Annotated in this window: 18 protein-coding genes and 1 riboswitch; of the genes, 11 read left to right on the forward strand and 7 right to left on the reverse strand. The window is 68.2% G+C overall.

Going from position 1 to position 20,373, the window contains the following annotated elements:
- Positions 1–46 precede the first annotated feature (46 nt).
- The 4 genes from ACP7C5_RS11370 (at position 47) to ACP7C5_RS11385 (ending at position 5,011) form a co-directional block, all read left to right on the forward strand.
- A complete protein-coding gene (locus tag ACP7C5_RS11370; RefSeq protein WP_426264333.1) occupies positions 47–769 on the forward strand; it encodes a SapC family protein in 723 nt (240 codons plus the stop codon).
- A complete protein-coding gene (locus tag ACP7C5_RS11375; protein WP_354287259.1) occupies positions 766–1,746 on the forward strand; it encodes a cupin-like domain-containing protein in 981 nt (326 codons plus the stop codon). The genes ACP7C5_RS11370 and ACP7C5_RS11375 overlap by 4 nt, the downstream gene beginning before the upstream one ends.
- The gene (locus ACP7C5_RS11380; protein WP_426264334.1) at positions 1,743–3,236 is read left to right on the forward strand and encodes a tryptophan halogenase family protein; all 1,494 of its coding nucleotides are present in this window, start codon (positions 1,743–1,745) and stop codon (positions 3,234–3,236) included. The genes ACP7C5_RS11375 and ACP7C5_RS11380 overlap by 4 nt, the downstream gene beginning before the upstream one ends.
- 95 nt (positions 3,237–3,331) lie before the next feature.
- The gene (locus tag ACP7C5_RS11385) at positions 3,332–5,011 is read left to right on the forward strand and encodes an FAD-dependent oxidoreductase (RefSeq protein WP_426264335.1); all 1,680 of its coding nucleotides are present in this window, start codon (positions 3,332–3,334) and stop codon (positions 5,009–5,011) included.
- Positions 5,012–5,147: 136 nt separating this feature from the next.
- Here ACP7C5_RS11385 and ACP7C5_RS11390 read toward each other — a convergent pair whose 3' ends face one another.
- From ACP7C5_RS11390 to ACP7C5_RS11400, 3 genes are read right to left on the reverse strand one after another with little or no spacing between them, the layout of a single operon-like run.
- Entirely contained in the window at positions 5,148–5,774 is a 627-nt protein-coding gene (locus tag ACP7C5_RS11390) for a glutathione S-transferase (protein ID WP_426264336.1), read from the reverse strand.
- Positions 5,771–6,151 carry a reverse transcriptase-like protein gene (locus tag ACP7C5_RS11395; protein ID WP_189676327.1) on the reverse strand — a complete coding sequence of 127 codons (381 nt, stop codon included), beginning with the start codon at positions 6,149–6,151 and terminating at the stop codon, positions 5,771–5,773. Before ACP7C5_RS11395 ends, ACP7C5_RS11390 begins: the two co-directional genes overlap by 4 nt.
- Positions 6,152–6,164: 13 nt before the next feature.
- A complete protein-coding gene (locus ACP7C5_RS11400) occupies positions 6,165–7,472 on the reverse strand; it encodes an Hsp70 family protein (RefSeq protein ID WP_426264337.1) in 1,308 nt (435 codons plus the stop codon).
- A 396-nt stretch (positions 7,473–7,868) separates the two neighbouring features.
- On the opposite strand from ACP7C5_RS11400, the gene ACP7C5_RS11405 reads away from it, so the two are divergent.
- Positions 7,869–10,550 carry a TonB-dependent receptor gene (locus ACP7C5_RS11405; RefSeq protein WP_189676329.1) on the forward strand — a complete coding sequence of 894 codons (2,682 nt, stop codon included), beginning with the start codon at positions 7,869–7,871 and terminating at the stop codon, positions 10,548–10,550.
- A gap of 70 nt (positions 10,551–10,620) precedes the next feature.
- On the opposite strand, the gene ACP7C5_RS11410 is transcribed toward ACP7C5_RS11405, so the two are convergent.
- Positions 10,621–11,298 carry a response regulator transcription factor gene (locus tag ACP7C5_RS11410; RefSeq protein WP_426264338.1) on the reverse strand — a complete coding sequence of 226 codons (678 nt, stop codon included), beginning with the start codon at positions 11,296–11,298 and terminating at the stop codon, positions 10,621–10,623.
- 128 nt (positions 11,299–11,426) lie between these two features.
- A riboswitch (cobalamin riboswitch) is annotated at positions 11,427–11,614 on the forward strand.
- A gap of 137 nt (positions 11,615–11,751) precedes the next feature.
- Here ACP7C5_RS11410 and ACP7C5_RS11415 point away from each other — a divergent pair.
- From ACP7C5_RS11415 to cobS, 6 genes are read left to right on the forward strand one after another with little or no spacing between them, the layout of a single operon-like run.
- The gene (locus ACP7C5_RS11415) at positions 11,752–13,746 is read left to right on the forward strand and encodes a TonB-dependent receptor plug domain-containing protein (RefSeq protein WP_426264339.1); all 1,995 of its coding nucleotides are present in this window, start codon (positions 11,752–11,754) and stop codon (positions 13,744–13,746) included.
- Between the two features lie 13 nt (positions 13,747–13,759).
- Complete coding sequence (locus tag ACP7C5_RS11420) at positions 13,760–14,314, forward strand: hypothetical protein (RefSeq protein WP_426264340.1); 555 nt, start codon at positions 13,760–13,762, stop codon at positions 14,312–14,314.
- Positions 14,311–14,718 carry a DUF1636 domain-containing protein gene (locus ACP7C5_RS11425; protein WP_426264341.1) on the forward strand — a complete coding sequence of 136 codons (408 nt, stop codon included), beginning with the start codon at positions 14,311–14,313 and terminating at the stop codon, positions 14,716–14,718. Before ACP7C5_RS11420 ends, ACP7C5_RS11425 begins: the two co-directional genes overlap by 4 nt.
- Complete coding sequence (cobT, locus tag ACP7C5_RS11430; RefSeq protein WP_426264342.1) at positions 14,715–15,728, forward strand: nicotinate-nucleotide--dimethylbenzimidazole phosphoribosyltransferase; 1,014 nt, start codon at positions 14,715–14,717, stop codon at positions 15,726–15,728. Before ACP7C5_RS11425 ends, cobT begins: the two co-directional genes overlap by 4 nt.
- A complete protein-coding gene (locus tag ACP7C5_RS11435; RefSeq protein ID WP_426264343.1) occupies positions 15,725–16,294 on the forward strand; it encodes a histidine phosphatase family protein in 570 nt (189 codons plus the stop codon). The genes cobT and ACP7C5_RS11435 overlap by 4 nt, the downstream gene beginning before the upstream one ends.
- Positions 16,291–17,004, forward strand: coding sequence for an adenosylcobinamide-GDP ribazoletransferase (cobS, locus tag ACP7C5_RS11440; RefSeq protein WP_426264344.1), 714 nt, complete (start codon positions 16,291–16,293; stop codon positions 17,002–17,004). Before ACP7C5_RS11435 ends, cobS begins: the two co-directional genes overlap by 4 nt.
- Here cobS and ACP7C5_RS11445 read toward each other — a convergent pair.
- Genes ACP7C5_RS11445 through ACP7C5_RS11455 form a run of 3 tightly spaced genes read right to left on the reverse strand, consistent with a single transcriptional unit; the run spans position 16,969 to position 20,343 of the window.
- Complete coding sequence (locus ACP7C5_RS11445; protein WP_426264345.1) at positions 16,969–18,438, reverse strand: cobyric acid synthase; 1,470 nt, start codon at positions 18,436–18,438, stop codon at positions 16,969–16,971. The genes cobS and ACP7C5_RS11445 overlap by 36 nt on opposite strands.
- On the reverse strand, positions 18,426–19,364 hold the full coding sequence (gene cbiB, locus ACP7C5_RS11450) for an adenosylcobinamide-phosphate synthase CbiB (protein WP_426264346.1): 939 nt from the start codon (positions 19,362–19,364) through the stop codon (positions 18,426–18,428). Before cbiB ends, ACP7C5_RS11445 begins: the two co-directional genes overlap by 13 nt.
- Positions 19,357–20,343, reverse strand: a complete 987-nt coding sequence (locus ACP7C5_RS11455; protein ID WP_426264347.1) for an aminotransferase class I/II-fold pyridoxal phosphate-dependent enzyme — start codon at positions 20,341–20,343, stop codon at positions 19,357–19,359. Before ACP7C5_RS11455 ends, cbiB begins: the two co-directional genes overlap by 8 nt.
- Positions 20,344–20,373: the final 30 nt, after the last annotated feature.

The raw sequence follows: 20,373 nt of genomic DNA on the forward strand, positions 1-20,373 counted from the left end.
GCGCTCCCTCGATCGGCGATTATCACGGCTGCATGACCATCACAGTATGACCAACACCGTTCTTCTCGATACGATCGCGCATGCCGATCTGCGTGTTGCCATCGGCCATGCCGCGCGCTTCGGCGATGCGGTCAACCAATGCGTCGTCTTCCCGACCGAGTTCGAGGCGGCGCAGCGCGACTATCCGATCGTGTTTCGGCGCGATGCGGAGGGTTCCTTCTATGCCGTCGCCTTGCTCGGGCTCGACCGCGACGAGAATCTGTTCCTCGATCCGCGCGGCTGGGACGCGCGCCACATCCCCGCGCTCCACCAGCGCGGCCCCTTCCTGATCGGCATGGTCGACCGCGACGGCGTCAGCGAGCCCGAACCGATGCTCCACGTCGATCTCGACCACGCGCGCATCGGTGCAACCGATGGCCAGCCGGTCTTCCTGCCGCACGGCGGGCAGTCGCCGTATCTCGACCATATCGTCAAGGTGCTTCGCGTGATTCATGACGGGATCGCGATGCGCGCGCCGATGTTCGCCGCGTTCGAGCAAGCCGAGCTGATCGAGCCGATCACGCTCGACATCGCGCTCGACGACGAGACGCATTACAGCGTGCCCGATTGCTTCACGATCGGACCCGAGCGGCTCGCCCGGCTCGACGCCGCCGCGCTCGATGCGCTGCACCGCGCGGGTTTCCTCCAGCATGCGTTCCTCGTCGCGTCCTCGCTCGGCAATGTCACGCGGCTGATCGAGCTCAAGAACCGCAAGCGCCGCGCGGCATGACGCTGCCACTCCACCCCGCCACGCTGATCGCGCAGCAACGTCCGGTGGTGTTGCGCGCTTTGGTGCGCGATTGGCCGATCGTGCGCGCCGGGCTCGAAAGTCCCGCCGCCGCCGCTGCCTATCTCAAGCGGTTCGATCGCGGTGCGGCAGTCGTCGGCTATACCGGCGCGCCCGAGATCGGCGGCCGCTTCTTCTACGACGAGAGCGGCACGGGGATGAACTTCACCGCGTCGCGCGTCGCGCTCGACGCCTATCTCGACCGGATGCTGTCGACGCTCGACGCGCCCGATGCGCCGTCGCTCTACGTCGGCTCGACCGACCTCGACACCTATCTCCCGGGCTTCCGCGCCGAGAACGACCTCGCCGCCGATTTTGCAGGCGCGACGCCGCTCGCGAGCATCTGGATCGGCAACCGCACCACCGCGGCGACGCATTTCGACATGTCGAACAACATCGCCTGCTGCGTCGTCGGTCGTCGCCGCTTCACGCTGTTCCCGCCCGCGCAGATCGCCAACCTCTACCCGGGCCCGCTCGAGCCGACGCCCGGCGGCCAGGTCGTCAGCATGGTCGACGCGCGTGCGCCCGATTTGGCACGCTATCCCCGCTTCGCCGAAGCGCTCGCCAGCGCGGAGGTGTTCGATCTCGAGCCGGGTGACGTGCTCGTCTATCCAGCCTTGTGGTGGCACAATGTCGAGGCGCTCGACGGCTTCAACGTGCTCGTCAATTATTGGTGGAACAACGCGCCGCGCTTCCTCGACAGCCCGATGAACACCATTCTCCACGGCTTGCTGAGCTTGCGCGACCGGCCCGATACCGAAAAGCAGGCGTGGCGCGCGCTGTTCGATTACTATGTGTTCGGCCCGGCCGATCTCCCCGCCGCGCATCTTCCCGAGCCGATGCACGGGGCGCTCGCGCCACTGACCGATCTCACCGCGCGACGACTGCGCGCGCAGCTTCTGCAAAGGCTCAACCGATGACCGCAGCCCCCTCGCCCGACCAGACGATCAAGCGCGTCGTCGTCGCGGGCGGCGGCACCGCGGGCTGGATCGCGGCCGCGGCGCTGGCGAAACATCTCGGGCCGTTGCTCGAGATCGTGCTGATCGAATCCGACGAGATCGGCACCGTCGGCGTCGGCGAAGCGACGATCCCGACGATCCGCACCTTCCACCGCTTGCTCGAACTCGACGAGCGCGAATTTTTGCGCGCGACGCAAGCGACCTTCAAGCTCGGCATCGCGTTCGAGAATTGGGCGCGCGACGGCGATCGCTACATCCATTCGTTCGGGCGCGTCGGCCAGTCGATCTGGATGGGCGACTTCCAGCATATGTGGCTGCGCGGCCGCGCGGCGGGGATCGCCGACGAGCTCGGCGCCTATTGCTTCGAGCTTGCCGCCGCCGAAGCGGGCAAGTTCGCCACCGCCGACGATGCCAAGATCAACTACGCCTATCATTTCGATGCCGGCCTCTACGCGCGCTACCTCCGCGATTTCAGCGAAAAGCGCGGTGTCACGCGGATCGAGGGCAAGATCGGCGGTGTCGTGCAGAACGCCGAGAGCGGGTTCATCGAAGCGCTCGAGCTCGACGACGGACGCCGTATCGACGGCGATCTGTTCGTCGATTGCTCGGGCTTTCGCGGGCTGCTGATCGAGCAGACGCTCAACGCCGGCTATGAGGATTGGAGCCACTGGCTGCCGACCAACCGCGCGCTCGCGGTGCAGACCAAGGCCGTCGCGCCGCCCCGACCCTACACACGCGCCATCGCGCATGAAGCGGGCTGGCAGTGGCAGATCCCGCTCCAGCACCGCGTCGGCAACGGGCTGGTCTATTGCAGCGAGTATCTGTCGGACGACGCCGCGCGCGAGAAACTGCTCGCGCAGGTCGACGGCGAGACGATCACCGAGCCGCGCACGATCCGCTACGTCACCGGGCGGCGCAAACGCGTGTGGGACAAGAACTGCGTCGCGCTCGGGCTCGCCAGCGGTTTTGTCGAACCGCTCGAATCGACCAGCATCCATCTCATCATGATCGGCATCACGCGGCTGATCCAATCCTTCCCCTTTGCCGGGATCAAGGATTCGGTCGTGCGGCGCTACAACGATCTGGCGGAGACCGAACTCGAGCGCGTGCGCGACTTCATTATCCTGCATTATCATCTGAACGAACGGCGCGAGCCGTTCTGGCAGCGCTGCGCGACGATGGAGATTCCCGATACACTCGCGCAGCGGATCGCGCTGTTCGCCGAATCCGCGCTCACGCCGCAGACCGCCGACGATCTGTTCCAGGCGGATTCGTGGTTGCAAGTGATGCTCGGCCAGCGGCTCGAGCCCGGCGGCTACCACCATATGGGGCATGTGCTGAGCGACGCGCATCTCGCGCGCGCCTTTGCCGATCTCAAGGGCAATATCGCGGGCGCGGTCGGCCGGATGCCGACGCATCAGGCGTTTCTCGACAGCTACTGCGCACGCTGAGCGCAAGCGTCGTCGCGATGCGACGGTTCGAGCTCAAGCAGCGCCAACTGTGCTAAAGGCGTGCGCATCGGCACACTTCGAACAGGGGCTTTCGCATGAGCACGATCGACACGCGTCAGGCACAGGCCTTCCCGGTGCTCACCCCGGCGCAAGTCGAAACCGCGTCGCGCTTCGCCAGCGGCCCGGCGCAAAGCTTCGCACCCGGCTCGCCGATCTTCGCGATCGGCGACGAGCATGCCCCGACCTGGCTCGTCCTCAGCGGCGGGATCGCGGTGCACCGCCGCGACGGGTTGAGCGATGAAGCGCCTGTCACGGTCCACGGCCCCGGCCAGTTCAGCGGCGAAGTCAGCCAGCTTGCCGGACGCCCGTCGCTCGCCGGTGGCACGGCGGGCGATGCGGGATGCACCGCGCTGCCGTTCGATTCGGCGCATCTGCGCGCGCTGATGGTCGGATCGGCCGATGTCGGCGAGGTCGTGATGCGCGCGCTGATCCTGCGCCGCGTCGGCTTGATCGAGGCGGGCGGATCGGGCTCGGTGCTGATCGGCGATCCCGGCAGCAAGGCGGTGCTCGCGCTACAGGGCTTTCTGACGCGCAGCGGCTATCCCAACCTCGTGCTCGATGCCGCGGTCGACGGCGAAGGCCACGACGTGGTCGAACGGCTCGGCGTGCTTCCTGGCGAACTGCCGCTGCTGGTCTGCCCCAACGGCACCGTGCTGCGCAATCCGAGCACGAGCGAAGTCGCGGCCTGTCTCGGCATGGTCACCGAGCTCGACCCGGCCAAGGTCTATGACGTCGCGATCGTCGGCGCTGGGCCGGCTGGCCTCGCCGCCTCGGTCTATGCCGCGTCCGAGGGGCTCGGCGTGATCGTGCTCGACGAAGTGGCGATGGGCGGTCAGGCGGGCCAGTCGAACCGGATCGAGAATTATCTCGGCTTCCCGACCGGCATTTCGGGCCAGGCGCTGGCCGGCCGCGCGTTCAACCAAGCGCTCAAGTTCGGCGCCGAGGTTGCGATCCCGCTCTGCGCCGAGCGGCTCGAGTGCGCCTTGGAGAAGAGACGCGCGCCCCTGTCGCTCCACTTGTCCGAGGGCCGACAGCTGCGCACGCGCACCGTGGTGATCGCCTCGGGCGCGCGCTATCGTCGCCCCGACGTTCCCGATCTCGCCACGTTCGAAGGCGCGGGCATCTCCTATTGGGCGTCGCCGATCGAGGCCAAGTTGTGCGCGGGCGAGCAGGTCGCGCTGGTCGGCGGCGGCAATTCGGCGGGGCAGGCGGTGGTGTTCCTCGCGCCGCACGTCGCGCGGTTGCATCTGATCGTGCGGCGGCCGCTCGAGGCGACGATGTCGCGCTATCTGATCGATCGGATCGCCGCGCTCCCCAATGTCGAGCTGCATGTCGGCAGCGAAATCGTCGCGCTCGATGGCGATGCGCAGGGTGCGCTCGCCGGCGCGACCTTCCGCAACCGGGCGGATGGCGCGCAATCGCACTGCGAGATGCGGCATCTGTTTCTGTTCATCGGCGCCGATCCCAATACGGCATGGCTCGACGGCTGCGTCGCGACCGATGCCAAGGGCTTTGTGCTGACCGGCGACGATTTCATCGACGACGCCAAGGGCTATGGCCGCGCCGCGCTGCCGCTGGAGACGAGCCGGCCGGGGGTGTTCGCGATCGGCGACGTCCGCGCGGGGTCGACCAAGCGCGTCGCCGCGGCGGTCGGCGAAGGCGCGGCGGTGGTCGCGCAAATTCATACCGCGCTGGCGCATCTGGCGGAGGCATAGGTTCCGATCCTCGCCGGCACGGGGGGGTGGCAGCCGAAGGCTGACGGAGGGCTAGCCGCAAGCGTTGTTCTTGCGGCGAGCCCCTCCACCGTTCGCTTAACGCTCACGGTCCCCCTCCCCGTTCCGGGGAGGATGATTAGGCGTTTGCGTTCAGCACAAGCGGCATGTCGTCGGGCGTCCACGGGGCGAAACGCTGCATCGCCTGCTCGAACAGAGGCGACGCGACATGCCGCGCGAGCCATTGCTGCACCCGCGCGATGGGCTGCGCGGCGAACCAGCCAGCGTCAACCGCCGCGAACTGGCGGACGAACGGGAAGATCGCCATGTCGCTCAAAGCGCGCTGCGGGCCGCACAGATGGACGCTGTCCGACAATCGCGTGTCGAGCTGCCCCAGCATCGCCAGCCCGGCGTCGCGATTTGCGATCGGATCGGCATCGTGGCGCTCGGGATATTTGTAGCGGTCGAGATGGTGCTTGAAGTGGGTGTCGAACGTCTCGACCAGCGCCGCGTCATACCCTGCCAGCCACCGCTCCGGGTCGTTCCGCCCGAGCGCCCACAGCATGATCTCGAGGCTCTCGTCGATCACGCGCCCGTCGGCGCACACCAATACCGGCACCGTCCCCTTCGGCGACGCCGCCAGCATCGCCGCGGGCTTGTCGCGCAGCACGATCTCGCGAAGCTCGAACGCCTCCCCGCTCGCCAGCAACGCCAGCCGCGCCCGCATCGCATAGGGGCAGCGGCGGAAGCTGTAGAGCAGCGTCACCGCGCCCGCGCGCGCTCCAGCGCGATCCCGGCAAGGTTCTGCGTGCGCTTGATGTAGCGCAGATTGGGCATCGCGCCGTCGGCGAACAGCGCGCGGAACGCCGCGAGATGCGGGACGCTGTCGCCGCGGCATTTGGTGCGGCCATTGGCCATGTCGATCACCGCCACCGAATCGCCAAGCAGGACGAAGTCGGTGAGGCCAAGCGCCTGTGCCCCCTTCAGCGCGGCGATCAGCGCGAGCCATTCCGAATCCATGCTCGAGCCTATGCCCGCGTCGAGCTCGGCATGCGCCACGCCGGCGATGACATAGGCATATTCCATCTTGCCCGGATTGGGGCGGCAACCGCCGTCGAAATAGACTTTTACCCGGTCGGTCATCGTAGCATCCTTTTCATGCCGCCCACGCGGCCAGATCATCCTGCTGACCGATCAAGGCCAGCCCGTGCGCGATCGAGGTCAGTTCACCGCCCGTCGCGATCCGCTCCTCGCCGAAGCGTTCGTCGAACAGGCGACGAATGCGCGGGGTGAGCGAGGTACCGCCGGTCAGGAAGACGCGGTCGATTGCGCTCGCCGGCGTTGCCGCCGTCGCCAGCGCGCGGTCGACCGCGTCGCCGATCCGCGCGATGTCGGGCGCAATCCACGTCTCGAACTCGGCGCGCGTGACATCGGCCTCGACCGTCAGCCCCGCACCGGCAAAGTGGAAATGCGCGTCCTCGCTGCTCGACAGCGCGCGCTTCACTTGCCCGACCGCGTCGTACAATTGGTAGCCGAGCTCCTGCTCGATCACCGCGATCATCCGCGTGATCGCATCCGGCTCGACCGCATTGCGGCGCAATTTGTCGAGTTCGGCGAGCGTGCGGCGGTTGCGCATCAGCGCGAGCCGCGACCAGTCGCTGAAATCGTTGAAATAGCCCCCCGGAATATCGAGCACCTTGCCCATCGAGCGATACGACCCGCCCTTGCCGAGCAACGGCATGACGAGATGGTCGACGATCCGGTAGTCGAAGCGGTCGCCCGCAATCCCGACGCCCGCCGCGCCGAGCGGGGTGCAGCGCCGCGCCGCGCCGGGCGCTGCGATCTGCACCACCGAAAAATCGCTCGTCCCGCCGCCGAAATCGGCGACCAGGATCGTCGCCGGGTCGCTGATCCGCGACGCATAGCTGAACGCCGCGCCGATCGGCTCATAGACATAATGGATCTCGGCACCGAGCCCGGCAAACATCGCGTCATAGCGCGTCCGTGCGAGCGCCTCGTTCGGGCGGCTGCCCGCGAACTCGACCGGCCGCCCCACGACGACGCGCGCCGCCTGTCCGTCGAGCGCACCGCCGGCGCGTGCAGCGAGCTTGGCGAGGAACAGCTGGCCGAGCTCCTCGAAGCGCAAGCGGCGTTCGAACACGTTGGCGAATTCGAAGCTCGCGCTCGCCACCACCGACTTGAACGATTGCAGGAAGCGGCTGTCCTGCGGGAATTCGAGATATTCGCGGATCGCCCATGGCCCGGCATCGGCGGCGAGCCCGCTCGGCACGCCGGGATGGCGCCCGTCGTCTTCCCAGAAGCACAAGGCCGAGCGGAAGACGGGGTCGCGCGCGTCGGGCGCATCGAGCGCGACAAGTTCGGCAGCATTATCCCGCGACAGCGCGACCACCGAGTTGGTGGTGCCAAAATCGAGGCCGATCGCGGTGGGGGAAGATATGGACATGACGCGAGGCGCTCTAGTCGCAAAGTCCGGGCGGCGCAAAACTCCCGCAAGAGGTGCGACTCGCACAGATCAGACATCAGCAACGTCCATGCGCACGCGAGAGCAGCGCATGACAAGACGCCGCTGTGTGACAAGTTAGCCGCACTTGGGTAAATACGTAAATAATCGTTTCCCGAAAGGCGCGCGTAAGATCCGGTACAGTGGCGCGCTTGCGCCGCATTTTACGCGACGTAACGATCCCGCGCGGCGGCGCCATCGATCGAAGCGCGGTTTATGACGTGAAAATGATATTTTGGTAATACCCCGGTTGCAGCGAATGTAACATTCCTGACCCAATCGAGCGCTAGCCGAGCCGGACCGGGGCTAAACGGCCCGACTGGTTCAGGGGATATCACAATGATCGTTCGTTCGGGCTTCCGCCTGCAGCTGCTCATGGGCGGCGCGCTAATCGCTCTCACCGCTTCGCCAGCCCTGGCGCAGACCGCTCCGGCCACCGACGCCGCGGCCACCGCACCGGTTGCCGACACGCAGGCGACGACGCCCGCCGCAGCTCCCGAAGAGCAGGGCGCCGGCATCGGCGACATCGTCGTCACCGCGACCCGTCGTGAAACCAACCTGCAGAAGACGCCGATCTCGATCAGCGTGCTCAGCGCACAGGGCATTGCCGATCGCCACGTGCTCAGCCTGTTCAACCTCGCCGACGGCTCGATCCCGTCGCTCCGCGTCGCGACCTTCGAAGCGCGCCAGTCGGCGCTGACGATCGGTATCCGCGGTATCGTCCCCTACGATCAGAACCAGACCGCGCGCGACGGCGGCGTCGGCGTCTATATCGACGGCGTCGCGCTGGGTAAGACCCAGGGCCTGAACGCTGCGCTGTTCGACATCGAGCGCATCGAAGTGCTGAAGGGTCCGCAGGGCACGCTGTTCGGCCGCAACACCGAAGGCGGCGCGCTGTCGCTCGTCTCGAAGGCCCCGACCGGCGTGTTCGACGCGCGCGTCACCGCTGGCATCGGCAATTACGGCGCCCGCAACACCGACCTGCACCTCGACCTGCCGAGCTTCTACAACATCTCGCTCAAGTTCGACGGCGTGTATCAGCATCAGGATCCGACGGTGAAGAACCGGCTCCAGGGTGCGACCGGCTGGAACTATTACGACCGCAAGGGCGGCCGCGTCGCAGCCCGCTGGCAGCCGATCGACGGCTTCACCGCTGACCTCGCTTATGATTATGCGAAGGACGAGAACAGCCCGAACTTCAGCCAGCTGCTCAACTACAACCCCGGCAAATATGCGGTCGGCTCCTACACCAACGGCGCGACCGGCGTCCTTGGCACCTCGCTGTTCGTGCCCGGCACCGGCACCGCTTGCGGCGGCACGATCACCGCAGCGCAGTCGGCGGCCGGGCGCCCGATCTGCGTCGCGCCCAAGGCGCCGCTCGTCGGCGTCCATCCCGAGCGCCAGTACATCTCCGATGTCGGCGTCCCGCAGCAGCCGAGCGTCGACATCACGCACGGTTTCTCGGCCAATCTGAAGTACAAGCTCGCACCGTGGATCGAGCTGCGCTCGATCACCGCATGGCGCGGCGTCAAGACCGATCAGTGGGACAACTCCGGCGGCCCAGAGCGCAGCTCGTTCTCGCCGTTCGTCGTCAACACCGCGAACCCGACCGCGATCAACACGACCGGCACGTTCAGCCGCTACAGCCTCTCGTTCCTCAAGCAGAACCAGTTCAGCCAGGAATTCCAGGCGGTCGGCAGCGTACCGCAGTTCGACTATGTCGTCGGCGCGTATTACTACACCGAACAGGCGAGCGAATATGCCGCCACCCCGCTGACCAACCAGTGGAACGCCGATGGCACCGCCTATACGATCCGCAGCCCGATCCCGGGCAATTCGAGCGCGATCACGGGGGCGAACTCAGGCCTTCAGCGCTATGATGCATCGTGCAACAACACGCTGGCGGCCACCGCACCGCAATTCGCCAACAGCTGCCAGTTCATCACGCGCGCCAGCGCCGCGACCGACCACAACTATTCGGTGTTCGGCAATCTGACCTTCTCGCCCGAGGCGCTCGGCAACGTGCTGCACATCACGGCAGGCGGTCGCTGGACCAAGGACGACCGTCACGGCAGCCTCTACGTCATCAACAACCGTACCGATCTTGCCGGTGCGACCGGCGTCGTTGCACCGTTCGGCTTCAAGAACAGCATCAGCCGCTTCGATCCGATGTTCAACATCGCGTTCGACGCAACGCGCGACATCCACTTCTACGCAAAATATGCGACCGGCTTCCGCGCCGGTGGTGCGAACGACCGCTCGCTGCAGTTCAACGCCTTCGGTCCGGAAGCGGTCAAGTCGTACGAAATCGGCGCCAAGGCCGACTTCTGGGATCACCGCGCGCGCCTCAACGTCGCAGGCTACATCATGGATCGTAGCAACACGCAGTTCGACTTCGACTATTTCGACACCAACGGCTCGAGCCCGACCAACGGCGCGCATATCGAGCAGACCACCAATGCCGGCAAATCGAAGATCCGCGGCGTCGAGATCGACCTGACGGTGAAGCCGATCCCGCAGCTGACGCTGACCGGTTCGTATGCCTACACCTACTGGAAGGCACCTTCGGCCGTGAACCCGCTGACTCCGGGTGCGCCGCCGCAGCAGCTCTACATCGTCTACACGCCGAAGAATGCGGCCTCCGCCGCGCTCGACTATGTGCTTCCGGTCAATATCGGGGATGCCAGCGTCCGCCTTCACCTCGACGGCAACTATTCGAGCAGCCAGTACAGCTTCCAGCTCGAGAGCACCAAGACCGACGCCAGCTTCGTGATGAATGGGCGCCTCGCGCTCGCCGACATCGCGGTGAACGACCATAACAAGGTCACCGTCTCGGTCTGGGCGCGCAACCTGCTCGACACGACCTACGTCTATCGTCGCTCGTCGGCGAACTCGACGCCGGTGCAGAACTACAGCGCGACCGGTGCGCTGATTTCGACCGCATACGGCGGCATCCTCGGCGACTATGGCAATTTCAACGCGCCGCGCACCTACGGCTTCGAACTCTCCGCCAAGTTCTGATCACTCGGGACTAGGCGCGAAGACCCGGTCCGAGCATTGCTCGGGCCGGGTTTTTCTTTGCCTGCGCGGTTCAACCGTGATCGGCCAGCATATAGCCGACGCCGCGGATCGTCTCGATCGGGTCTGGCTCGCCGGCTGCATTCAAATGCCCGCGCAAGCGCCGAATGTAGGATTCGACGACATTGGTCGCGGGCTCGCCGTCGTAGCGCCACACGTTGCGATAGAACATCGCGCGCGTGACGACCGCATTCTTGTTGCGGATCAGTTCGCACAGCATTTGGAACTCGAGCTTGGGCAAAGCGAGCACACGCCCGCCGCGTTGTGCGCGATACTTGATTTCGTTCACTTCGATGTCGCCCGCACGCATCACGCCGTGCCCCCCGCTGCGCGTCGCCCGCCGCAGGATCGCGCGCAACCGCGCCTCGATCTCGACCGCGGCGATCGGCTTGACAAGATAGTCGTCGGCGCCGGCATCGAGCCCGGCGAGCCGGTCGGGCAAATCGCCATGCACGCTCAGCAGCACGATCGGCAGATCGAGCCCGCGCTCGCGCAGCGTACGCGTGATCTCGACCCCGCCGACATAGGGCAGCACCAGTTCGAGCAGCACCGCGTCGAACGTTTCCTGCGTCGCCCGTGCGAGCGCGGTCCGGCCATCGCCGACGATCACGACCTCGTGCGCCAGCGCGCAGAGATCGCTCGCGAGCTGGCGCGGCGCGCGCGCATCGTCATCGGCAATCAGGAGACGCACCACTAGACTCCCGCGCGAGGGTTCGTTTCTGCCCAGCGACCATACCCGAACCGCGCCGCATTGCACGGGCGGCGTAGCGCGACCGCGCGAGCTGATCCAGGTGATTGACCCGTTTCCGTCCCCCGGCTACGCGCCGTCATGCGACAGGTTCCCCGGCGACGGGGATGAAAAGGGAACGGGAAAACCCCGGCTGCCCCTGCAACTGTAAGCGGCGAGTTGCCCGGCCATTTGCCATTGGGACCTTCGGGTCCTGAGAAGGCGGCCGGAACGACGGTGACCCGTGAGCCAGGAGACCTGCCCGTCGCAGTCGTCTTTCGACCGGCCAGGGTGCGCCGAGCGGACGGGGAAGACCCCGCGTGACGACATCGCCGACCTGCATCGTGCAGGCGGGATGGTTCGCGCCCTCCCCCTTGCGCGCTTCAGGTCTCCGACTGTCTACAAGCGGGGACTGCCATGAAACGATTCCACCCATCGACCTCGGGCCTGCTACTAGGCCTGCTGATCGCGACGCCGGCCTTCGCCGAAACGCCGCCGCGCCCCGACGATGCCCAGCTAGCGCCACGCCCCGATGCGGCGAGCGACATTCCGACCGACGCGAGCGCCGACATCGTCGTTACGGCGACACGCGTGCCGACCGCGATCGAGCGCGTCGCGGCCTCGGTCACCGTGCTCGACAAGGCTGCGATCGACCGCAGCCAGGACATCGGCGTCACCGAGCTCCTGGTGCGCACGCCCGGCGTCAGCATGTCGCGCAACGGCGGCTATGGCACCAACACCTCGCTGCGCATCCGCGGCGCCGAGACCGACCAGACCGTCGTCGTCATCGACGGGGTCAAGCTCAACGATCCCTCGTCGCCCGGCGGCGGCTACAATTTCGCCAACCTCCTCACCGGCGACGCGAGCCGGATCGAAGTGCTGCGCGGGCCGCAATCGATCCTGTGGGGCAGCCAGGCGATCGGCGGCGTCGTCAACATCGTCACCGCGCTGCCGCAAAAGCCGATCGAGGGGAGCTTCGACGTCGAGGCCGGATCGCGCGAGACCGTCAGCGCACGCGCGGCGATCGGCGGCAAGACCGGGCCGCTGACCTTCCGCATCGGTGCGCAGAGCTTCACCACCGCCGGCATCTCCGCCATCGCGCCGGCGTTCGGCGGCACCGAGACCGACGGCTATACCAACCAGAGCGTCACCGGACGCGCCGAACTCAAGCTCGCCGACGGGATCAGCGCCGACGTGCGCGGCTATTATGCGCGGGGTCGCGTCGAGCTCGATGGCTTTGCCGGCGATTCGGCGGACTTTTCGATCGATACGCAATTCGTCGGCTATGCCGGGCTCAACGTCGATCTGTTCGGCGGGCGGCTGCGCAATCGCGTCGCTTATGGCTATACCGATATCCAGCGTGACAATTACAGCCCCGAGCTGCCGCAACCGCTGACCTTCGACGCGAACGGCCGCAACTCGCGGCTCGAATATCAAGGCAGCCTCGGCATCGCGACCGGCTGGGACGCGGTGTTCGGCGTCGAACACGAGGTTTCGCGCTTCCGCACCGTATCGCCCGACGGCACGCTCGGCACGCCGATCCCGGCGCCCGACCGGGCCCGCGCCGCACTGACCGGCGTTTATGCCAAGCTCACCGCGACGGTGGCCGACGGGCTGACGCTCAGCGGCGGGGTGCGCAACGACGATCATAGCCGCTTCGGCAGCAAGACGCTGTTCGAGGCGGGCGCGGTGTGGGCGCTGCGCAGCGGCACGACGCTGCGCGCGAGCTATGGCGAGGGCTTCAAGGCACCGACGCTGTATCAGCTCTTCTCCGAATACGGGAACCAGACGCTCCGGCCCGAACAGGCCAAGGGCTGGGAAGCCGGCGTCGAACAGCATTTGTTCGGTGGCGCACTGACGCTCGGCGCCAGCTATTTCGAGCGCCGCTCGACCAACCTGATCACTTTTGCCAGCTGCCCTGACGTTCCGACGACGGCGGTGTGCTTTCAGCCCGGCACGACGATTGCGCGCTTTGGCTATTACGCCAACGTGTCGCGCGCCTTCGCCCGCGGCGTCGAGGCGCAAGGCGCGCTGCGGCTCGGGAAGCGCGTGCTGATCGACGGCAATTACACCTATTCGCTCTCGGAAGACCGGTCACCGGGCGCGACCTATGGCCTGCAGCTCGCACGGCGCCCGCGCAATGCGGCGAACGGATCGGCGACCTATACGCTGCCGAGCGGTATTTCGGGCGGCGTTGCGGTCCGCTGGTCGGGCGAGACCTTCAACGACGCGGCGCACTTCACGCGGCTTGCCCCCTACACGCTGGTCGATTTGCGCGCCGAGCTGCCGGTCACCCAGCATGTCGCGCTGTTCGGGCGGATCGAGAACCTGTTCGATGCGCAGTATCAGACGATCTATCGCTACGGCACGCTCGGCCGCAGCGTCTATGCCGGCTTCCGTGGCCGGTTTTGAGGGGGAGATGCCGATGACCACCGACCTTCACGCGCGTCAGGCCGATCTGCTGTGGATCCTGCTCTTCACCATCGCGAGCACGCTCACCACGCTGATCTTCGCTTGCGCCACGCCCTTTCCCGCACTCGCCGCCTTGGCGGCGGTGCATCTCGATCGCCGCGACGGCGTCGCGCTGATGGTTGCCGCCTGGGCGGTGAGCCAGGCGGTCGGGTTTTGCGTGTTGGGCTATCCGTGGGATGCCGCGACCGCGCTGACCGGCGTCGCGATCGGCACCGCTGCGGTGGCGGGCGCGATCGTATCGAGCCTCGTCGATAACCGCGTTCCGGCGCGCTCGACCGTCGCGCGGCTCGCGATCGCCTATGTCGCGGCCTTCGCCGTCTTCAAGCTGGCGATCCTGCTCTGGGCCCCGGTGATCGGCCATGCCGATGTCGCGCTGTCGCTGCCGATCATGCAACGCCAGTTCGTGCGCTACGCCGCGATCCTCGCTGCGTTCTACGCGCTCTACCGCGTGCTGACCGCGGCCGGCGTGCCAGCCCCAGCGGCCGCGCCACAGCCGGTGACGGCATGACCTTGCGCGAAGTGACCGACGGCCCCGCGGTCGTCGCGTGCAACACGTGCCGCTTTTCCGCCGACGCCCGCGACGATGCCGCCGACGTGCGCGGCGGGGCGCGGCTGGTCGAGGCGTTGCGCGCGGTCCAGGCCGAGCCCGGCTATGACGGCGTCGCGGTGCAGGAGATGCCGTGCCTGTTCGCCTGCCAGGATTTCTGCACGGTGCATCTGCGCGCGCCGGGCAAGGTCGGCTATGTGCTCGGCCGCTTCGAGCCCAGCGCAGAGGCCGCACGCGCGATCCTCGATTATGCGCTGCTCTATGCCGAGAGCGACGCGGGCCAGGTGCCCTATCGCAGCTGGCCCGCCGGGGTGAAGGGGCATTTCATCACGCGCACGCCGCCGGCCGGCTTCGTCGTCGAATGACCGCATTCGCCTCGGTCGCCGCGTTCGAGGCCGCGCTCGCCGCGCTGCCCGGGCCCGATCGCAGCGCGCAGGCCGAAGCGGCCGAACGGCAGGGACAATTGACCAAGCCGCCGGGTTCGCTCGGGCAGCTCGAAGACCTCGCCGTGTTCGTTGCCGGGTGGCAGGGCCTCGGCGCGCCGCGGATCGCGCATGGTCGCGCCGCGGTGTTCGCGGGCAATCACGGAATCGTCGCGCACGGCGTCAGCGCGTTCCCGGCGGCAGTGACGGCTGAAATGGTCCGCAACTTCCGGAACGGCGGCGCAGCGATCAACGCATTGGCGGCGGCGGCGGGGCTCGAATTGGTCGTCGTTCCGCTCGACCTCGACCGACCGACCGCCGACTTCACCAGCGCACCTGCGATGACCGCCGACGACTGCCTCGCCGCGCTGAATGCCGGTGCGGCGGTGGTGCGCGACGGCGTCGATCTGCTCGTGCTCGGCGAGATGGGGATCGGCAATTCGACCGCTGCCGCGGCGCTATGCGCGCGCAGCTTCGGCGGCCCGGCTGCCGACTGGGTCGGACCAGGGACGGGGGTCGACGCCGCGGGCGTCGCGCGCAAGGTCGCGGTGGTCGAGGCCGCGCTCGCCTGTCATGCGGATGCCCCGACGACCGCGTTCGAGACGCTCCGCCGCGTCGGCGGGCGCGAGATTGCGGCGATCGCCGGCGCGGTCGTCGCCGCGCGGCTGGCGGGCGTGGTGGTGGTGCTCGACGGGTTCATCTGCAGCGCCGCGCTCGCGCCGATCGCTGCGGCGCATCCCACGATTACCGACCATTGCATCGCCGGGCATTGCTCGGCCGAGCCGGGGCATGCGCGCTTGCTCGCGCAGCTGGGGCTTACGCCGCTGCTCACTCTGGGAATGCGGCTCGGCGAGGCGAGTGGTGCCGCCGTGGCCGCGGGCGTGATCCGCGCTGCACTTGCCGCGCATGCCGAGATGGCGACCTTTGCCGAAGCCGGCGTCTCGGGCGCGTGAGCGCGCCGGTCCTGCTCCATCTGCTGCGCCACGGCGCGCCCGAGTTGACGGGCACGCTGCTCGGGCGGACCGACAGCGCGGTTACGGCGCAAGGCCTTGCCGACTGCGTGGGCCGGGCCGTCGGACTCGATGTCGCGACCGTCGTAAGCTCCGACCTAATCCGCGCGCGCGCCTGCGCGGAAACGATTGCGCGCGATCGCGGGCTTTGCGTGACGGTCGACCCGCGCTGGCGCGAGCTCGATTTCGGGGCGTGGGACGGGCACGCGCCCGCGACGATCGACCCTGCAACGCTCTCCGCTTTCTGGGATGATCCCGACGCCAATCCGCCGCCCGAGGGCGAGCGCTGGTCGAGCCTGACTGCGCGCGTCGCGCTGGCGTGTCGCGACATCACCGTGCCGACCTTGGTGGTGACCCATGCCGGCGCGATGCGCGCCGCGCTCGCCACGCTGTGCGGGTTTTCGCAAGCGCAGACCTGGTCGATCGACCTTCCCTACGCTGCCCTGCTGTCGCTACGTGTCTGGCGCGAACCGAGCCTTGCCGCGCAGATCGTCGGACTGTCGGCATGAGGCGGCTGATCGTCGCGTTCGGTTTCCTGACTCGGCTGCCGATGCCGCAGGTCGCGGCTGACGGAACCGATTTTGCCGCGGCAATCCGCGCTTACCCGATCGTCGGGCTAGCGATCGGCGGACTCGTCGCGGCGAGTGGCTGGGCGGGAGGCCAGATCGATCCGTGGGTCGGCGCGCTCGCCGCGCTGATCGAGTGGGTGGCGGTGACCGGCGCGCTGCATCTCGATGGGCTTGGCGATCTCGCCGATGGGCTCGGCGCCGCGCATGGTGACCGGACGCGGCTGCTCGCGGTGATGGCCGATCCGCATATCGGCAGCTTCGGCGTCGTCACGATCGGGCTGCAGCTGCTCGCCAAGCTCGTGCTGCTCCATGCGCTCGCGGGCATCGCGTGGTGGCCCGTGATCCTCGTGCCGTTTGCGGCGCGGATCGGGCCGCTCGCCTGGGCGCGCTGGCTGCCGCCGCTGCGTGATGGGCTCGGCGCGCGCGTCGCCACAGCAGTGCGATCGCGCGATCTGATCGGCTGGGCGCTCGTGCTTGGCGCGACGGCGGTCGTGCTACCCGCTGTGCTCGCCGCGCCAGTGCTGGTGCTCGGTTTCGGCCTGTGGCTGCGCTGGCGCGTCGGCGGGGTAAGTGGCGATTGCCACGGCGCGGGGATCGAACTGGTCGAAACCGGGCTATTGCTCGCGATCGTCGCGTGCGGTCTTCGATAACGCGATCAGCGCGTCGATATCGACATGCCGTTCGAGTGTCGCGGCAATCGCATCGAGCGCGGCATCGATCGACGCGCGGTGATCGGGCCCTGCGCCCTCGACACCGATCCGCGCGAGCCACGCCGCGCGCTGGCGCGCATCGCCGAGCAGCCCGTGGACATAGCTGCCGCACACCAGCCCGTCGGCGCTCATCGCCCCCTCGGCGCGGCCATCGCCGAACCGGCCGACAGGCCGCGCGGTATCGGGGCCCGTGGTGCGCCCCATATGGATCTCATAGCCATCGAACGCCGCGCCGAGCGCCGTCCCGCTGACCGCGCCGACGGTCTTGGCGCGCCCGATCTCGGTCTCGACGTCGAGCAGGCCGAGCCCCGCGACCGCGCCGACCTGCCCCTCGATCCCATGCGGATCGGATACGACGCGCCCGAGCATCTGATACCCGCCGCACAGCCCGAGCACCGGCCGCCCGCGCCGATGGTGCGCGAGGATATCGATGTCCCACCCTTGCGCGCGCACGAACGCAAGGTCGGCGATCGTCGCCTTCGATCCGGCGAGCACGATCAGCGCCGTATCGGGAATCGGCTGACCGGGCGGCACCATCACCAGTTCGACATCGGGCTCGAGCCGCAACGGATCGAGATCGTCGAAATTGGCGATCCGCGCGGTGATCGGACACGCGATGACGATCCGCCCGTCGCCACCGACACTGCGGCGTTCGAGCACGACTGCATCCTCGCTCGGCAAGCGCACCGCTTCGGGCAGCCACGGCACCACGCCGAACCCGCGCCAGCCGCTGCGCGCCTCGATCGCGCGATAGCCATCGTCGAACAGCGTGGGATCGCCGCGAAACTTGTTGACGAGGAAGCCGTGGATCATCGCCGCATCGGCGGGATCGATCACCGCGCGCGTACCCACCAGCGACGCGATCACCCCGCCGCGATCGATATCGCCGACAAGCACCACCGGCACGCCGGCGGCGCGCGCGAACCCCATATTGGCGATGTCGCCGCTGCGCAGGTTGATCTCGGCGGGGCTCCCGGCGCCTTCGATCACGACGATATCGGCCTGCGCGCGCAAGCGGTGATAGCTCGCCAGCACATCGTCCAGCAGCCCGGCACGCCCCTCGCGCCAGTTCGCCGAGCCGAGCGTCCCGCGCACGCGCCCGTGAACGATGACCTGCGAGGTGCGGTCGCCCTGCGGCTTGAGCAGCACCGGGTTCATGTCGACATGCGGCGCGACGCGCGCGGCGAACGCCTGCGTCGCCTGCGCGCGGCCGATCTCGCCGCCATCGGCGGTGACCGCGGCATTGTTCGACATGTTCTGCGGCTTGAACGGCCGGACGACGAGCCCGCGATTGGCGAGCGCGCGACACAGGCCGGCGACCAGCACCGACTTGCCGACGTCCGACCCCGTCCCCTGCAGCATCACAGCGCCCATGCGATGCCCCCTGCCACGATCCACAGCAATGCGCACCCCCGCCGATAGACGCCGAGCGCGCGACGGATCTCGCGCGCGCCGATCACCACGGCGCCAGTCCCGATCCACGGCTTTTCGGCGACCACGCCATCATAGGCGATCGGCCCGGCGAGCCGGACGTCGAGCACCCCCGCCATCGCCGCCTCGGGCCAGCCGGCGTTGGGCGAGGCGTGCTTCCCCGCATCGCGCCACAGCGTCGCCCAGCCGCCCCCGCCGACCGCGCAGAGGATCATTCCGGCGAGGCGCGCGGGCACCAAGTTCGCCACGTCATCGCTCCGCGCCGCCACCCAGCCGAACATCCGCCAGCGCGGCTCACGGTGGCCGATCATGCTGTCGGCGGTGTTGAGCGCCTTGTAGATCCACAGCCCCGGCAGTCCCCCCAGCAGCAGCCAGAAGAACGGCGCGACGACGCCGTCGCAGAAGCTTTCGGCGAGACTCTCGATGGCGGCGCGCGCGACGCCGGCTTCGTCGAGCGCGGCGGTGTCGCGCCCGACGATCATCGCCACCGCACGCCGCGCCGCAGGAAGATCGCCCGCCTCGAGCGCCGCCGCGACGGGACGGACGTGATCGTCGAGGCTGCGCTGCGCCAGCCCCGGCCAGGCAAGCACCACGATCCCGATCCATGCCCAACCGCCTAGCAGCGCCCGCAGCGCCAGCGTCGTTCCCCAGGTGATGCCGCCCACGCTGCCGACCAGCAGCAGCACCGTCAAAATTCCGCCAATCCACCGCGCCCGCGGCATCCGCGTTGCACCATTCCAGCGCGCCTCGCACGCGGCGATCAGCCGCGCGCACCACCCGACCGGATGGCCGATCCGCGCATACAGCCCGCCCGGCCAGCCGAGCAGCGCGTCGAGCGCGAGCGCGCCGAGCGCTATGGGCTCAACCACCACCCAGCGCCCGTTCGAGCCTTGCCAAGGCAGCCGCGCTCCCCGGCAAACCGATCCGCAGCCAGTCAGGGGCGTAGTCAAAGGGCCGCGTCAGAATCCCCGCCGCGGCGAGCCGCTCGAACACCACCGCAGCATCATGCGTCTCAACTAACCGGAACAGTGGGCAATCCCCCCGCGGCGCGAGGCCGTGCCTGCGCAACACCTGGTCGAGCGCAGCAGCGGCTGCAGCAAGATCGATCCGCATCGCGTCGCGCCACTGCGTATCGCGATATGCGCCGATGCCGAGCTCGATCGCGGCCGATGAAACCGGCCAGCTTCCGAGCCGCTCGCGATACCCCGCAACGATCGCCTCGGCCCCGCAAACGAAGCCGAGCCGCACCCCGGCGAGACCGTAGAATTTTCCGAACGAGCGAAACACCAGCACGCGGTCGTCGTCGCGCAGCAGCGGCAGCACGCTCGCCCCAGCGACACAATCGGCGAACGCCTCGTCGATCACCAGCCAGCCGCCATCCGCAGTGCGCGAGCGAGCAAGGTCGAGCAGCGTTTCGGGCGCGATCACCCGCCCGTCGGGATTGTTGGGATTGGCCAGCAACGCGCTGCGCCAGCCCGCGCCGGCCAGCGCAGCGCTCGCGACCGGCGTGGCATCGGGCAAAGCGGCAAAGTGCGAGCCATAGCTCGGCGCAACGACACAGGTCGGCCCCGGCAACCCCATCGTCGCGAGCAAGCGCAGCCCGATCTCGCTCCCCGGCAGCGCGGCGATCGCCCCGCACGTCATGCCGAACGCCGCTGCCGCCGCATCCTCGAGCGCTGCCAGCCGGCTCGGCGAGGGCAGCACGCGCGGATCGGCCAGCGTCAGCGCCGCAGGATCATAGCCGTTCGGATTGATCCCGGTCGACAGATCGAGCCACGGCAAAGGAGCCGCCGGATAGCGCAGCGCCGCGGCATCGATGCGGCCGCCATGGATCGTCAATACGGACACGGCTCTAGCTCTCGACTTGCGGCATGCCGG

Source organism: Sphingomonas sp. PWP1-2, assembly GCF_049898305.1.
Taxonomy (GTDB): domain Bacteria; phylum Pseudomonadota; class Alphaproteobacteria; order Sphingomonadales; family Sphingomonadaceae; genus Sphingomonas; species Sphingomonas glacialis.

Excerpts from the sequence above, each read along its gene's own strand:
- ACP7C5_RS11405 (WP_189676329.1), top strand. The coding sequence starts at position 7,869 with ATGATCGTTCGTTCGGGCTTCCGCCTGCAGCTGCTCATGGGCGGCGCG.
- ACP7C5_RS11375 (WP_354287259.1), top strand. The coding sequence starts at position 766 with ATGACGCTGCCACTCCACCCCGCCACGCTGATCGCGCAGCAACGTCCG.
- cobT (WP_426264342.1), top strand. The coding sequence starts at position 14,715 with ATGACCGCATTCGCCTCGGTCGCCGCGTTCGAGGCCGCGCTCGCCGCG.
- cobS (WP_426264344.1), top strand. The coding sequence starts at position 16,291 with ATGAGGCGGCTGATCGTCGCGTTCGGTTTCCTGACTCGGCTGCCGATG.
- ACP7C5_RS11425 (WP_426264341.1), top strand. The coding sequence starts at position 14,311 with ATGACCTTGCGCGAAGTGACCGACGGCCCCGCGGTCGTCGCGTGCAAC.
- ACP7C5_RS11400 (WP_426264337.1), bottom strand. The coding sequence starts at position 7,472 with ATGTCCATATCTTCCCCCACCGCGATCGGCCTCGATTTTGGCACCACC.
- ACP7C5_RS11370 (WP_426264333.1), top strand. The coding sequence starts at position 47 with ATGACCAACACCGTTCTTCTCGATACGATCGCGCATGCCGATCTGCGT.
- ACP7C5_RS11415 (WP_426264339.1), top strand. The coding sequence starts at position 11,752 with ATGAAACGATTCCACCCATCGACCTCGGGCCTGCTACTAGGCCTGCTG.
- ACP7C5_RS11395 (WP_189676327.1), bottom strand. The coding sequence starts at position 6,151 with ATGACCGACCGGGTAAAAGTCTATTTCGACGGCGGTTGCCGCCCCAAT.
- ACP7C5_RS11380 (WP_426264334.1), top strand. The coding sequence starts at position 1,743 with ATGACCGCAGCCCCCTCGCCCGACCAGACGATCAAGCGCGTCGTCGTC.
- ACP7C5_RS11385 (WP_426264335.1), top strand. The coding sequence starts at position 3,332 with ATGAGCACGATCGACACGCGTCAGGCACAGGCCTTCCCGGTGCTCACC.
- ACP7C5_RS11420 (WP_426264340.1), top strand. The coding sequence starts at position 13,760 with ATGACCACCGACCTTCACGCGCGTCAGGCCGATCTGCTGTGGATCCTG.
- ACP7C5_RS11445 (WP_426264345.1), bottom strand. The coding sequence starts at position 18,438 with ATGGGCGCTGTGATGCTGCAGGGGACGGGGTCGGACGTCGGCAAGTCG.